At 69.8% G+C, this 14,590-nt stretch carries 12 protein-coding genes; 5 read left to right on the forward strand and 7 right to left on the reverse strand.

Annotation, left to right across the window (positions count from 1 at the left end; all coding sequences use genetic code 11):
- The first annotated feature begins 4 nt into the window (after positions 1-4).
- Together YWW_RS34235 and YWW_RS35215 are read left to right on the forward strand one after the other, a co-directional pair.
- Positions 5-1,075, forward strand: a complete 1,071-nt coding sequence (locus YWW_RS34235; protein WP_051325991.1) for a PP2C family protein-serine/threonine phosphatase — start codon at positions 5-7, stop codon at positions 1,073-1,075.
- A complete protein-coding gene (locus YWW_RS35215; protein ID WP_081687562.1) occupies positions 1,072-2,334 on the forward strand; it encodes an FHA domain-containing protein in 1,263 nt (420 codons plus the stop codon). The genes YWW_RS34235 and YWW_RS35215 overlap by 4 nt, the downstream gene beginning before the upstream one ends.
- A 46-nt stretch (positions 2,335-2,380) precedes the next feature.
- On the opposite strand, the gene YWW_RS0117755 is transcribed toward YWW_RS35215, so the two are convergent.
- Positions 2,381-3,274, reverse strand: a complete 894-nt coding sequence (locus YWW_RS0117755; protein ID WP_026931158.1) for an alpha/beta fold hydrolase — start codon at positions 3,272-3,274, stop codon at positions 2,381-2,383.
- A gap of 17 nt (positions 3,275-3,291) precedes the next feature.
- Positions 3,292-3,873, reverse strand: a complete 582-nt coding sequence (locus YWW_RS0117760; protein WP_026931159.1) for a TetR/AcrR family transcriptional regulator — start codon at positions 3,871-3,873, stop codon at positions 3,292-3,294.
- A 118-nt stretch (positions 3,874-3,991) separates the two neighbouring features.
- On the opposite strand from YWW_RS0117760, the gene YWW_RS0117765 reads away from it, so the two are divergent.
- Positions 3,992-4,198, forward strand: a complete 207-nt coding sequence (locus YWW_RS0117765; RefSeq protein ID WP_026931160.1) for a CsbD family protein — start codon at positions 3,992-3,994, stop codon at positions 4,196-4,198.
- 65 nt (positions 4,199-4,263) lie between these two features.
- Here YWW_RS0117765 and YWW_RS0117770 read toward each other — a convergent pair whose 3' ends face one another.
- From YWW_RS0117770 to nrdR, 3 genes are all read right to left on the reverse strand, one after another.
- Positions 4,264-4,899 carry a phosphotransferase family protein gene (locus tag YWW_RS0117770; protein ID WP_026931161.1) on the reverse strand — a complete coding sequence of 212 codons (636 nt, stop codon included), beginning with the start codon at positions 4,897-4,899 and terminating at the stop codon, positions 4,264-4,266.
- Positions 4,900-4,986: 87 nt separating this feature from the next.
- Complete coding sequence (locus YWW_RS0117775) at positions 4,987-7,806, reverse strand: vitamin B12-dependent ribonucleotide reductase (protein WP_026931162.1); 2,820 nt, start codon at positions 7,804-7,806, stop codon at positions 4,987-4,989.
- A gap of 43 nt (positions 7,807-7,849) precedes the next feature.
- Positions 7,850-8,314, reverse strand: a complete 465-nt coding sequence (gene nrdR, locus YWW_RS0117780; protein WP_026931163.1) for a transcriptional regulator NrdR — start codon at positions 8,312-8,314, stop codon at positions 7,850-7,852.
- A 382-nt stretch (positions 8,315-8,696) separates the two neighbouring features.
- Here nrdR and lexA point away from each other — a divergent pair, with 382 nt between their 5' ends.
- Complete coding sequence (gene lexA / locus YWW_RS0117785; protein WP_245595455.1) at positions 8,697-9,353, forward strand: transcriptional repressor LexA; 657 nt, start codon at positions 8,697-8,699, stop codon at positions 9,351-9,353.
- Between the two features lie 47 nt (positions 9,354-9,400).
- Here the strand turns inward: lexA and YWW_RS0117790 are convergent, their stop codons facing one another.
- Together YWW_RS0117790 and hflX are read right to left on the reverse strand one after the other, a co-directional pair.
- Entirely contained in the window at positions 9,401-11,110 is a 1,710-nt protein-coding gene (locus YWW_RS0117790) for a dermokine domain-containing protein (protein ID WP_026931165.1), read from the reverse strand.
- On the reverse strand, positions 11,110-12,609 hold the full coding sequence (gene hflX, locus YWW_RS31320; protein ID WP_155830234.1) for a GTPase HflX: 1,500 nt from the start codon (positions 12,607-12,609) through the stop codon (positions 11,110-11,112). The genes YWW_RS0117790 and hflX overlap by 1 nt, the downstream gene beginning before the upstream one ends.
- A gap of 242 nt (positions 12,610-12,851) precedes the next feature.
- Between hflX and YWW_RS31325 the strand changes: the two genes are divergently transcribed.
- On the forward strand, positions 12,852-14,240 hold the full coding sequence (locus YWW_RS31325; RefSeq protein WP_035701193.1) for an NAD-dependent malic enzyme: 1,389 nt from the start codon (positions 12,852-12,854) through the stop codon (positions 14,238-14,240).
- The last annotated feature ends 350 nt before the right edge of the window (positions 14,241-14,590 follow it).

Here is a 14,590-nt window from a genome sequence, read left to right on the forward strand (position 1 = left end):
CCGAATGTCGTCCTCACCGACAGCCACGCAAGGCCCCGCGAAGCACTGCACCGCCTGCGGTCTCGCCGCCGATGTCGGCCGCTACTGCGAGGCGTGCGGCGGCGACCTGGCCGAGCACGAGCGCCCCGCCGAGACGGCCGCGTGGCTGTCCTCGGCCGCCACCGAGGACAACCCCGACCACCCCGGCGGCTCCGACGACCACGCCTCGTTCACCCTGCCGGGGATCGGCGCGGCGACCGACGTGGGCAAGCGGCACCACTACAACCAGGACTCCCTGGCGATCGGCTGCGCCGAGGACGGCCGCAAGATCGCGGTCGTGTGCGACGGCGTCTCGGGCGCCTCGGACTCGGAGCGGGCCTCGCTGGCGGGCGTGGAGGCGGCGGTGACCGAGATCCGGGCGGCCCTGGGCGAGGGGCTCAGCGCGGAGGACGCCTCCAGGCGCGGCGTCAACGCGGCCCACTCGGCGGTGGCCGCGGTCGGCAAGCAGTACCCGAACTCGCCGCCGTCCTCGACGTACGTCTCCGCGGTCGTCGAGGGGAACCAGGTCATCCTGTGCTGGGTCGGTGACTCTCGCGCGTACTGGGCCGGTGAGAAGGAAGCGAGATGCCTCACCGTCGACGACACGATCCACGCCAGGCTCGAGTACCAGGGTGTGGACCCTTCGGACGACCGGTACAAGAATCCGTACGCGAAAGCGCTGCTGGCCTGGCTGGGAGCCGACGCGCCGACGCTGAATCCGAACCTCCTCCGGGTGGACCTGGGGGGCGGACATGTCGTAGTGTGCAGTGACGGTCTGTCACGCTATTTCAATGACGATGCGGACCTGTTGCCACTGCCGGAGGGCAGTGTTGGCGATAAGGCTGTAGCGTTGACACGACAAGCGCTCGCTCACGGCGGGCACGACAACATCAGTGTCGCGGTGGTGGAACTCGAATCCCCCGGTTCGGGCAAGGTCGACGAGCATGCGCAGGAACATGCCGATCCGGACCTCGAGCGGGAGGGCGACTCCACCTCATTGCTCGGTGTCGCCAGTGAGGCCGAGTACACGGAATTGCTTGGAGGGGGACGACCTTGACCTACCAGCCGACCTACCCCGGCGGCGGTGCCCCACAGCCGGGCGGATATCAGTGTGCCTGCGGGGCGTTCCCTCAGGCCCAGTTCTGCGAGCAGTGCGGTACGCCGAACCCGGCGTGGCAGCAAGGCCAAGCTCCCCAGTCACCGGCCGCGTTCGGGCAGGGCTACCCGCCGAACGACCCGTACGGCCAGCCTCAGCAGCAGGACCCGTACGGCCAGCAACCGGGATACGGCCAGCAGGACCCGTATGGGCAGCCGCAACAGCAGGACCCCTACGGCCAGCAGCCCGGCTACGGGCAGCAAGACCCCTACGGGCAGCCGCAACAGCAGGACCCCTACGGCCAGCAGCCCGGCTACGGGCAGCAAGACCCCTACGGGCAGCCGCAACAGCAGGACCCCTACGGGCAGCCCCCCCAGCAGCAGGACCCGTACGGCCAGCAGCCGGGATACGGCCAGCAGGACCCCTATGGGCAGCCGCAACAGCAGGACCCCTACGGCCAGCAGCCCGGCTACGGGCAACAAGACCCCTACGGGCAGCCGCAACAGGACCCGTACGGGCAGCCGCAGCAGCAGGACCCGTACGGCCAGCAGCCGGGATACGGGCAACAGGACCCCTATGGGCAGCCGCAACAGCAGGACCCGTACGCGCAGCAGTACGGCGGCGCTCCGGCCTCGGCTCCGCCGGCGCCCACGTCGGCGCCTCCCGGGCCGCCTCCGGGGGTCCCGGCCGCGCCGTTCGGCGCCCCGACCTCCGCTCCCCCGGCCGCGTCGCAGACCGGCGGGTTCAGCGTCCCCGACTCGCAGCCGCACGACCTGGCGTCGAACTACGCGCCGCCCGGTCAGCAGGCCGCGACGGCGACGCGCTGGATCGTGGCCGTGACGGCCGACCAGGGCTACTTCAACAAGGTCGCCGCCTCGGACGGGGCCTCGCAGCTCCAGTATCCGTCGTTCGCCAAGCCGCGGCGCTTCCCGCTGGACAAGGGCGAGCTGTCGATCGGCCGCTACAGCGCCAAGCGCGGCGTCACGCCGGACATCGACCTGTCGGGCGACGTGGCCGACCCGGGCGTGAGCGCGCAGCACGCGAAGCTGTTCGCCAAGCCGGACGGCTCGTGGACGATCATGGACGTGGGCTCCTCGAACGGGACGTTCCTCAACGGCTCGGACGAGCCGCTGGCGCCGAACGTGGAGATCACGATCGGCGACGGCTCCTACCTCAACATCGGGGCCTGGACGCGCCTGACGATCCACTACGAGGGCTAGACGAGCGTAGAGCGGGGGCCGGACATTCGTCCGGCCCCCGCTTCGTCTACTCCCCCGTGACGAAGGCGGTGACGCGCCGGTTGACCTCGGGGCTGACCAGGACCTTGCGGTGCCCGAGCCCGGTGGTGGGCATCAGTTCGGCGTTCGGCCAGGCGGCGGCGAGCTCCTCGGCGTGGCGGAAGGGGTTGGGCCGGTCGCCCTTGTCGTGGACGATGAGAGTGTCGGATTCCACGGCCGGGTCCAGGAGTGTGATCTTCGAGATCTCGACTTCGGCGCGCCGCTCGGCCAGCGGGATGAGGCGCTCGATGATGCGCGGGCCGACCGGGACGATGGCGCCGAGGGTGTCGTTGAAGCCGGCGGTGCCGCCGACGAACGGGGCGATCATGGCCAGGCGGGTGCCGTCCAGGTCGAAGCCGGAGGCGCGCATGGCGAGCACCGAGGTCAGGCATCCCATCGAATGCGCCACGATCGCGTGCGGGGCGCCGAATTTGTCCAGTGCGGCGCTCATCGCGCCGACCAGGTGCGGGCCGTTGGAGTACTCCGGGCCCCACGGGCCCGGTCCGGAGTTGCCGTGGCTGGGGGCGTCGAAGGCCACCACGCGCATGCCGTTGGACACCAGGCTCGCGGCGATGAAGTCGAGGTCGCCGGTGCACCCGCCCCAGCCGTGGACGAGGTAGACCAGGGGCCCTTCGCCCCAGTCGTAGCCCCACACCTCGCTGCCGAGGCAGTCGAGGGTGAAGACCTCGGCGCCGCCGGGGGCCTTGCCCCTGAGGCGCCGCGCCGGTCCGCCGGGGACCTTGAACCACAGCCGGCTCAGGACCTTCGCCGCCGGGCCGGGCGCGAAGCGCTCGGCGGCGGCGAAACCGGCGCGGACGTGCCACGGGGCACGAACGGTCGTGCTTTTCTTCTTCGAGCCGGGGCCCGGGGTCTGCTCTGCCATGGACGCGACCTTCCTGGTCAGTTGCTGTGATCGTCGATGAGCCGATCGAACGCCGCCCACGCGCGGTCGGCGGCGTCCGGAGAGGACACGATGCGGCTCATCCAGTTGTAGGACAGCAGGATGCCGAAGACCTCCTGCGCGACCTGGAAGACGTCGACGTCTTCACGGAACTCGCCTTCGGCGACCGCCGTGGAGGCGATCCTCGCGAGCGAGTCGAGCATGTCACGCTGGTCGGTGACCATGAGGTCGTGCAGCGGCCCGGGCAGATCGTCGAACTCGGCCGCGGCGGCCAGGAACAGGCAGCCACCCGGGCGGGCGTACCAGCGCATCCAGTACTCCACGAGCGCCCGGAGCCTGGTGACGCCGCGCGGCTTGGCCAGCGCGGGCCTGATCACCTCGTCGATGAACTGCTCGACGTTGCGCTCCATGCATGCCAGCTGGAGCGCCTCTTTCGACTTGAAGTGCGCGTAGACCCCCGACTTGGACATGTCGGCGGCGGCGGCCAGGGAGCCGATGGTCAGCCCCGACAGGCCGCTGTAGCGGGCCATGCGGACGGCGACGTCGAGAATCGCCTGCCTGGTGAGTTCGCCCTTGCGCACCCCACAAAACTAGCACGATCGTGCTGAAAAATCGATCGGCAGCGTCCCTCGGTGGTTGGGCGCCACCCGGTCGGGTACTCCCCCACCCGCAAGTCCGCACACGAGGGAAGGACGAGCCATGGGGTTCGACCAGGCGAAGGACAAGGCCAAGCAGAAGATGGGCGAGGCCAAGGAGAAGGTGGGCGACGCCACAGACAACGAAGACCTCGAGAACTCGGGCAAACGCGACCAGCTCGTCGGCGAGGCCGAGGAGGCCGGCCACGACGCGCGCGACAAGGCGGCCGGCGCCGTCCACGACTTCAAGGAGAAGCACGACGACGAGTGACCCCATCGCCCGTCGCGACACAGACGCCCGGTCCCCGCCGTCGAGCACGGCGGGGCCGGGCCCTTTCACGCCCGCCAGGCCGCGGTGGCCTCGGCCCGCTCCTCCCACAGCCGGACCCCCGCTCCGCCCGGCTCCCAACGGTGGCAGAACTCACGGAGCTCCGCGCACCGCTCCAGCATGGCGGCCCTGCGCACCGGCCAGGCGGGCACCGGCCCGCCGTAGGCGGCGAAGAAGTCGTCGAGCGCACCGACACGGTCCGCATGGTGCGTCCGCACGACCCACTCGCACCACGCGAGGTCCTCGATCGGATCGCCGGTGTGGGAGAACTCCCAGTCGACCACCGCCGCGACCGCGAACGTGCCCGGGTCGAGCAGGAGGTTGTTCGGCCCGAAGTCCCCGTGGACCAACCCGGGACGCACCGAGTGGATGCGCCGCAGGACCTCGCCGCACGAGCGCAGCACCTCGACCGCGGAACCGGACTCCAGCAGCTCCTGCCCGGGGGCGCCGTCGACGAAGCCGAGTTCGAGGGCACCGTCGCGCGCACCGAGCACGGGCGGCACCGGGACCTCGCCTCGCAGCTCGGTCAGCACGAGCCGCTCCCGTTCGAGCCGGGAAGCGGCGTCAGGGCCCTCGTAGCGCTTGATCACCGTCGCCCCGTCGCCGGCGGTGCGATTGGTGTAGCCGTGTCTGAGCGGACGCATCCGTCGATGATCGGCCAGGGCGCCGAGAGCCGCCAACGATTAACGGGGCGGAGAACGCCTCGCGCTCCCCGCCCCGCCCTCGAACGGCTAGCTGCAACCGCTGGTCGCGCCGCAGCCCTCGCAGGCGTAGCACGAGCCGGCCGGACGCATCGTCGTGCCGCAGTTCATGCACAGCGGCGCGTCCTGGCTCCTGGCCTGGGCCGAGTTCAGGACGTCGTCGCGCGCGGGCTTCGACTCCAGCTTCAGCTGCTCCTTCGCGGCCTCCTCGATCGGCGCGGAGGCCCGCATCTGGTCGAGGTCGACCTCGGACTCGGCGTTGACCTTCGAGGGGTCCTCACCGTTGACCTCGGCCGTGCGCTCGGCCGTCGTCAGGATCCCCAGCGCCGCCCGCTCGTCGTAGGGCAGGTAGTCCAGGGCCAGGCGCCGGAAGATGTAGTCGACCACCGAGGCGGCCATGCGGATGTCCGGGTCGTCGGTCATGCCCGCCGGCTCGAACCGCATGTTGGTGAACTTCTCGACGTACTTCTCGAGCGGCACGCCGTACTGGAGCGCGATCGAGATCGCCACCGAGAACGCGTCCATGACGCCCGCGAGGGTCGAACCCTGCTTGGACATCTTGAGGAAGACCTCCCCCAGGCCGTCGTCCGGGTACGACGACGAGGTCATGTAGCCCTCGGCCCCGCCGACGGTGAACGACGTGGTCTGGCTCGGGCGGCGCTTGGGGAGCTTGCGGCGCACCGGGCCCTGGAAGGACATCTCCTCGACGACCTTCTCCACGACCTCCTCGACGGCGGCGTCGATCTCCTTCTTCTTGGCCGACAGGGGCTGTCCGACCTTGCAGTTGTCGCGGTAGACCGCCAGCGCCTTGAGGCCGAGCTTCCAGCCCTGGAAGTAGATCTCCTCGAAGTCGGCGATCGTGGCGCTCTCGGGCACGTTCACCGTCTTGGAGATCGCGCCGGACAGGAACGGCTGCACGGCGGCCATCATGTGGACGTGGCCCATCGGGGAGATGGCCCGCTCGCCCATGGCGCAGTCGAACACCGAGTAGTGCTCCTCGGCGAGCGCGGGCGCGCCCACCACGTGGCCGTGCTCGGCGATGTAGTCGACGATCGCCTTGCTGTCCTCCTCGCCGTAGCCGAGGCTGGCGAGGGCGCGCGGCACGGTCTGGTTGACGATCTCCATCGAACCGCCGCCGACGAGCTTCTTGTGCTTGACCAGCGCCAGGTCCGGCTCGATACCGGTGGTGTCGCAGTCCATCATGAAGCTGATGGTGCCGGTCGGGGCCAGCACCGAGGCCTGGGCGTTGCGCCAGCCGTTGACGGCGCCGAGCTCGTTGCCCTTGGCCCACTCGGCCTTCGCGGCCTCCAGGATGCTCGCGTCGACGTCGCCGAAGGTGCGGACCTCGTCGGCCGCGGCGGCGTGCTTGCGCATGACCCGCTGGTGCGGTTCGGCGTTGCGCTCGTAGCCGGCGTACGGGCCGACCGCGCCGGCGAGCTCGGCGGAGCGGCGGTAGGACACGCCGGTCATCAGGGAGGTGATGCCCGCGGCGATCGCGCGGCCCTCGTCCGAGTCGTAGGCGTGGCCGGAGGCCATGAGCAGGGCGCCCAGATTCGAGTAGCCGATGCCCAGCTGGCGGAAGTCGCGGGTGGTCTGCCCGATCTTCTCGGTCGGGAAGTCCGCGAAGGAGATCGAGATCTCCATGGCGGTGATGACGAACTCGACGGTCTTCACGAACCGCTCGACGTCGAAGGAGCCGTCCTCGCCGAGGAACTTCATGAGGTTGAGACTGGCGAGGTTGCACGACGAGTCGTCGAGCGACATGTACTCCGAGCAGGGATTAGACGCGTAGATGCGGTCGGTGTTCGGGTTGGTGTGCCAGTCGTTGATGATGTCGTCGTACTGGATGCCGGGGTCGGCGCACTCCCAGGCGGCCTCGGCCATCTTGCGGAAGATCTCGCGGGCGTCGCGGCGGGCGATCTCCTTGCCGTCGAGGCGGCCGGTCAGGGCGTAGTCGGTGCCCTCTTCGACGGCGCGCATGAACTCGTCGGAGACGCGCACCGAGTTGTTGGCGTTCTGGTACTGGACCGAGAACATGTCCTCGCCGCCGAGGTCGACGTCGAAGCCGGCGTCGCGCAGGGCCCGGATCTTGTCCTCTTCGCGGGCCTTGGTGGCGATGAACTCCTCGATGTCGGGGTGGTCGACGTCGAGGACGACCATCTTGGCCGCGCGGCGCGTGGCGCCGCCGGACTTGATCGTCCCGGCCGAAGCGTCGGCGCCGCGCATGAAGCTGATCGGCCCGGAGGCGTTGCCGCCGGAGGACAGCAGCTCGGCCGAGGCGCGGATCTTGGAGAGGTTGACCCCGGCGCCGGAGCCGCCCTTGAAGATCATTCCCTCCTCTTTGTACCAATCGAGGATGGACTCCATCGTGTCGTCGACACTAAGGATGAAACACGCCGACACTTGTTGGGCCGCTTCGGTTCCGACGTTGAACCAGACTGGGGAGTTGAAGCTGAAGTACTGGTGGAGCAGGAGCCAGGTGAGCTCGTCGGCGAAGATCTGGGCGTCGGCGGCGGTGGCGAAGTAGCCGTTCTTCTCGCCGGCGGCGTGGTAGGCGCCCACGACGCGGTCGATGAGCTGCTTGAGGCTCCGTTCGCGCTGGGGGGTTTCCGCGGCGCCGCGGAAGTACTTCGAGGTGACGATCTGGGTGGCGTTCTGGCTCCAGAACGCGGGGAATTCGACGCCGCGCTGCTCGAAGTTGACCGAGCCGTCGCGCCAGTTGGTCATGACGACGTCGCGGGACTCCCACTCGACCTCGTCGTACGGATGGACCCCCTCCGTAGTGAACACACGTTCGATTCGCAGGCCCTCGCTTGGCTGCTTGGCGGTCTTCTTCACGGTCTTCGGCATGTCTCGCCCCTGTCTCTCATGCCCTGGTGGTTCGGTGGGTGTGTCAGTCGCCGCGGCCGGCGGCGTGCTGCTCGCGCAGCTGCGCGATGGCGGCCTCGAAGTCCTCGAGGGATTCGAAGCCTCGGTAGACGCTGGCGAAGCGCAGGTAGGCGACCTCGTCGAGCTGGCGCAGCGGTTCGAGGATCGCGAGGCCGACCTCGTGGCTCGGCACTTCGGCGACGCCCCGTGAGCGGATCTCGTCCTCGACGGCCTGGGCCAGTTTCGCCACGTCGTCGGCGTCGACCGGCCGTCCCTGGCAGGCCTTCCAGACGCCCTGCTTGACTTTGGCGCGGCTGAAGGGCTCGGTGGCCCCGCTGCGCTTGACCACGGCGAGGATCGACTCCTCGACGGTGGTGAACCGCTTCTCGCACTGCTGGCAGACCCGGCGGCGCCGGATGATCTTTCCGTCCTCGGCCTCGCGGGAGTCGACCACTCGACTGTCGGGATGACGACAGTAAGGGCATCGCATCGCTACTCTCCTTCTCGAGGGTCGACTTGTCCTGCTCGGCGAGGCCGGATTCCGGTTCCGCGGCGGTTCGGTTCGCTTTCGGTCACCGCATGTGGGGTTCAAACCCCAACACCTAGTGAGAGACGATACATCAAACCACAAGATCTAGTGGCAATGATAGCTCGATTTGGCACATCCGTGATCTTGGAGGGCCTCGGCGGGGCGTTCAGCTCACCATATGCGATACGAACACCCGTACTGCACCCCCGGAGACACGAGCCGCCCCACATTCAGGCGAGTGCGGCGACACGCCGAAGTCGCACGAATGTTTGACTTGACACCGAGCCTGAGTTACATTGTCGGAATCAGACATACCGTCCCATTTGTCTTACAGGAGCTTCCTGTGGCTACCGAGACCACAACAGCCCGAGCGAAGACGCGCAAGCTGACTCGCCGGCAACAGCAAGTCCTCGAGTACATCGAGGAGTTCATCAACAACAAGGGGTATCCACCCAGCGTCCGAGAGATCGGCGCCGAGGTCGGCCTGGCGTCGGCCTCCAGCGTCGCCTACCAGATGAAGCAGCTCGAACGAAAGGGCTACCTGAACCGCCTGGCGGGGCGCCCGCGCGCCGTCGGCGTCAAGCAGTCCACGCCGGGGGGCGTGCAGACCTGCTCGCAGCATCCGCGTCCGCGCTACGTCCCGATGGTCGGCGAGATCGCCGCGGGGCAGCCGATCCTCGCCGAGGAGCGCGACTACGACGTCATGCCCCTGCCGGCGGAGTTCGTCGGCGAGGGCATCCACTTCCTGCTCCGCGTCAAGGGCGACTCGATGATCGAGGCGGCCATCACCGACGGCGACTGGGTCGTGGTGCGCCAGCAGCCCGATGCGCTCAACGGCGAGATCGTGGCCGCCATGATCGACGGTGAGGCCACCGTCAAGACGTGGAAGCGCAAGGGCGGCAAGCCGTGGCTGATGCCCGCCAATGCGCTGTACGAACCGATCGACGCCACCGAGGCCGAGATCCTCGGCCGAGTCGTCGCCGTCCTCCGGAAGATCTGACCGTCCATCCGACCGGCGCGCGGCCGCACCAGTGAGTGGGTGCGCCGCTAACGCCGCCGACCGCCGCCGTCAGGCGGGCCCCAGTAGTCCTCGTCCGGCTCCTGGGTCCGTCCTCCCCCGCTGCCGTAGACCGTCCCTGTCGACTCGACGTTCGCTGGCGAGCCGCCGTAGGCGCCGCCCGGCTCGCGCGGGCTCCCGTAGGTCGAGCCCGTCGCCTCGCCGCCGCCGTAGACCGCTCCGCCCGATTGGCGGGGAGCCCCGTAGGCGCCGCCCGCGGGCGGCTCGACCGCGAAGGACTCGCCGGCGTTGTTGTAGATGCTGCCCTGGCCTGCCCCTTCGAAGGCGCCGTACTGAGGTTCGGAGCGCCCGCCGCCCGGTGCGGGGGCGGGAGGCTCGGGCCGCGGTTCGGGCGGCGCCGAGCCGTAGACGCTCCCTGAGGCCTCCGGTCTCGCGCCGCCGTAGACGTTCCCGCTCGGCTCGGCTCCCTTGGCGCCGCCGTAGACGTTGCCGCTCGGTTCGGCCCGCTGCGCGCCGTAGACGGCCCCGCCCTGGGCGAGCTGGCCGACCTCGGGGTCGGGCTGGCCGCTGTCGAGACCGATGTCGACGGGGTCGTTCTCGACGTCGCCGAACACGGGCTCCTCTTTGGCGAAGCCCATCTCGGTGTCGTCCTCATCGGCGCCGTCACGGGCGCGCCGCGACTTGCGGATGGCGAGGATGCCGCCGAGCATCACCAGGAAGCCGACCACGGCGATGCCGGCGAGGATCCTGACGATGGTGTCGAAGCCCAGGCCCAGGATGAAGTCGACGATGCCGCCGCCCTCGTCGCCTCCTCCGGAGGCCTGGTCGCCGCCGCTCTCCTCGGAGGGTTCGGCGGCCGGCGGGGCTGCCGGGGTGTACTTGTCGATCTGGGCGAAGGTGTCTTCGCTGTCCAGTCGCGCGAGCGTGTTGAAGTTGCCCTCGGCGTCGTAAGTGATGTCCTGGGCCTCGCCTTCGCTGGCGAGGGGGGTGAGGGTCGGCTCGGCGCCGGTCAGCGCCCCGACGACGTCGCCGCCTTCGACGGCCCACTCGTAGGCGGTGTCCGCGGTCCGCAGCACCACTTTCGTGCCGTCGGCGTTGACGGCCGCGCCGGTGACCGAGCCGCCCTCGGAGAGGGCGACCGCGCCGAGGTTCTCCATCGGGGTGTCGTACTCAAGCATCTCGCCGGACGGCCCGTACAGGTTCGCCTCGCCGTCGCCCGCGGTGATGAACAGGGGGGTGTCGGTCTCGGGGAGGAGCACGAAGGCCTCGGTCTCCTCGGGGCCCTCGGGGAAGACGAAGCGGTACATCCCGGTGTCGGTCCGGTCCTCGGGATCGACCCAGTTGACCGCGATGCTGTCGCGGTCGAGCGCCTCGCCGGTGTCGGCGATCCACAGATACCCCTCGGAGTCGGTCGCCAGCGCCTGCGGATCACGGGGGTCGTGTTCGATCCAGGCCTCGTCGTCCGGGCGCATGCTGCAGTCGGCGCCGATGCGCAGGACGGACAGCGTCGTGTCCTGGTTGTCGCCGCCGGAGACCACCCACCAGCCGTCGTCGCCCGCGCTGGTGATGCCCGAGGCCCCTTGTGTGGGGAAGTCGTGCAGGCCGCAGAGCCGCTCCGCACCCGATCCCTCGTCGTCCTGGGCATGGGCCGGAGACACGGCCACCGCCAGGACGGCCCCGGCCGCCCCGGCGACGAGTCGCGTCTTCCAGGCAGGACGTATCCCACGGCGCTCTCGCATCAGGCAAGTGTTCCAGAACACGCCCGCACGATAGCGGGCCCCCTGCGAGACATGTTCAAGACCACGGAAGATAAGTCCGTTTCAAGGACGAACGGGCGCAATTCCCCAGCGAGCGAGGGATCCACCCGGACGGTCATCACCGTGCCGTCACCGCGGTGCTCGGTGGAGAGGACCTCTCCTCGGGAGCGCACGCGCGAGACGAGGTCACCGCGCACGTACGGGACGCATACCCGCAGGGACACGTCCGGCTGCGGCAGGGCCCGCTCGATCGCGTCGCGGAGCTTGTCGACGCCTTCGCCGGTGCGCGCCGAGACGAACACCGCGTCGGGCCAGTCCGACCGCAGCTGGAGCAGGCGGTCGGGGTCGACCGCGTCGACCTTGTTGACCACGAGCAGCTCGGGGACGTCCTCGGCGCCGACCTCGGCGAGCACTTCGCGGACCGCGTCGGCCTGGCCGACCGGGTCGGGGTGCGAGCCGTCGACGACGTGCACGACCAGGTCGGACTCGGCGACCTCCTCGAGCGTCGAGCGGAACGCCTCGACCAGCTGGTGGGGCAGGTGGCGGACGAAGCCGACGGTGTCGGAGACGGTGTACTCGCGGCCTTCGGAGGTACGAGAGCGCCTCGTGGAGGTGTCGAGCGTGGCGAACAGGGCGTCCTGGACGAGGATGCCCGCGCCGGTGAGGGCGTTGAGCAGGCTCGACTTGCCGGCGTTCGTGTAGCCGGCGATGGCGACGCCCGGCACCCGGTTGCGGGAGCGCGAATCGCGCTTGGTCTCGCGGGTGACGGTGAGTTTCGCCAGCTCGCGGCGGAGCTTGGCGACCTTCGCGCGGATGCGGCGGCGGTCGGTCTCGAGCTTCGTCTCACCGGGGCCGCGCAGGCCCACGCCGCCGTTGCTCCCGGCGCGGCCGCCGGCCTGGCGGCTCATGGCCTCGCCCCAGCCGCGCAGGCGCGGCAGGAGGTACTGGAGTTGCGCGAGCTCGACCTGGGCCTTGCCCTCGGCGCTCTTGGCGTGCTGGGCGAAGATGTCGAGGATCAGCGCGGTGCGGTCGATGACCTTGACGTTGACCGCCTTCTCGAGGGCGATCAGCTGGCCGGGCGAGAGTTCGCCGTCGCAGATCACCGTGTCGGCGCCGAGCGCCTCGACGACGTCCTTGACCTCCCGGACCTTGCCCGAGCCGATGAAGGTGCCCGGGTCGGGCTTGGAGCGGCGCTGGATGAGGCCGTCGACGACCACGGAGCCGGCGGTCTCGGCCAGGGCGGCCAGTTCGGCCAGGGAGTTCTCGGCGTCCTCGGCGGTGCCCTCGGTCCACACGCCGACCAGGACGACCTGCTCGAGGCGCAGGCGCCGGTACTCGGCGTCGGTGACGTCGGCGAGCTCGGTGGAGGCGAGACCGGAGACGCGCCGCAGCGCCTGGCGCGCCTCCAGGTCCAGCTCTCCGGTGGACGGGGTCTCGGTGGTGTTCACGGGAGATTCTTCGTTCAAGTTCTGATACTCCATCTGCATCGCCTCAAGCTTGACACGTATTCGCCTCGATACGAAGCGAATATTCGGTGTCGCGTCCGACCCTGCCGGGAGTGGGCCGGGCCACGTCCCCCACGTGGGGCTCGGCTCGCCGGACGGGGAGCCCGGCGACGGTGGCAGAATTGCCGGTACCCGAGTACCCGGGCCCACGGCGTGGCGATTCGGCCTTCCGGTATTCGTTCTCGTAGTCCACAACGTGGTGACTATCAAGGAGTGGCATGACTTCTGCGCGACTGACCAGCGCCGGTTTCTCCATCACGGTCCGGTTGGCGCTCTCGGCGGACCCCGGCGCCGCCGGGCGCCTGGCCACCGTCGTAGGGCAGGCGGGCGCCATCGTCACCGCCCTCGACGTGGTCTCCTCGGACAGCGGGAGGATGGTCGTCGACCTCACGTGCGACACCTCCGACGCCTCGCACGCCGAGCAGGTGACCCAGATCCTCGGGGCGATGCCGGACTTCGAGGTCAAGAAGGTCTCCGACCGGACCTTCCTGATGCACCTGGGCGGCAAGATCGAAGTGCAGCCGAAGGTGCCGCTGAAGAACCGCGACGACCTGTCGATGGCGTACACGCCCGGCGTGGCCCGCGTGTGCATGGCGATCGCCGAGAACCCCGACGACGCGCGGCGCCTGACGATCAAGCGCAACACCGTCGCCGTCGTCTCCGACGGCTCGGCGGTGCTCGGGCTGGGCAACATCGGGCCGGAGGCGGCGATGCCGGTCATGGAGGGCAAGGCGGCCCTGTTCAAGAAGTTCGCGGGCGTCGACGCCTGGCCGGTGTGCCTGAACACGCAGGACACCGACGAGATCGTGGACATCGTGACGGCGCTGGCGCCGACGTACGGGGGCATCAACCTCGAGGACATCGCCGCGCCGCGCTGCTTCGAGATCGAGGCGCGGCTGCGCGAGAAGCTCGACATCCCGGTGTTCCACGACGACCAGCACGGCACCGCGATCGTGGTGCTCGCGGCACTGACGAACGCGCTGCGCGTGGTCGGCAAGGAGTTCGCGGAGGTGCGCGCCACCGTCGTCGGCTGCGGGGCGGCGGGGACGGCGATCATGCGGCTGCTGGCGAAGGCCGGGATCGGTGACATCGTGCCGGTGGACCGGGACGGGGCGCTGCACGAGGGCATGGAGACCGACAACGAGACGTGGAAGTGGCTGGCCGACAACTTCAACAAGGACGGCTACTCCGGTGACCTGTCGGGCGCGGTGGAGGGCTCGGACGTGTTCATCGGGGTGAGCGCGCCGAACATCCTCAAGGGCTCGGACGTGGCGAAGATGGCGAAGGACCCGATCGTGTTCGCGCTGGCCAACCCCGACCCGGAGATCAGCCCGACCGAGGCGGCGCGCTATGCGGCGATCGTGGCGACCGGCCGCTCGGACCAGCCGAACCAGATCAACAACGTGCTGGCGTTCCCGGGGGTGTTCCGGGGGCTGCTGGACGCGCAGGCGCGGGGGTGGAACGACGCGGCCGCTCTGGCGGCGGCGCGGGCGATCGCCGACAGCGTCGGGGAGGACCAGGTGAACGCGACGTACATCGTGCCGAGCGTGTTCGACCCGCACGTGGCTCCGGCGGTGGCGGCCGCGGTCAAGGACGCCATGCGGTAGTCGGTCCGAGGCAGTAATCGGCCGGAGGCAGTGGGCGGGGTCGCTGTTCGGCGGTCAGGTGGTCGGTGCTCTCGGAAGGCCGGTGATGGCCGCTTGTGGTGTGCGCTTACTTGGGGATCCCGGTGGTGGTCGCGCGGGTGTGGGCGGCTTCGTGCTCGGTGGGTGGTCGCTGTCCGAGCGGGCGGCGACGACCAGGCGGCGGCGCGAGGAGGGGTCTTCGTCTGGGTGTGCGTTGGGGTGGGGCTTCGANCGGGCGGCGACGACGAGGTGGGTGGGGGGGCGGGGTCGCTGTTCGGCGGCAGGGCCGGTCGTCTTCCCTCTCCTTGCGCGGCAAGGATTTCGGGGGGGGG

Origin of the sequence: Glycomyces tenuis DSM 44171, from assembly GCF_000427885.1 — a bacterium.
Taxonomy (GTDB): Bacteria; Actinomycetota; Actinomycetes; order Mycobacteriales; family Micromonosporaceae; genus Glycomyces; species Glycomyces tenuis.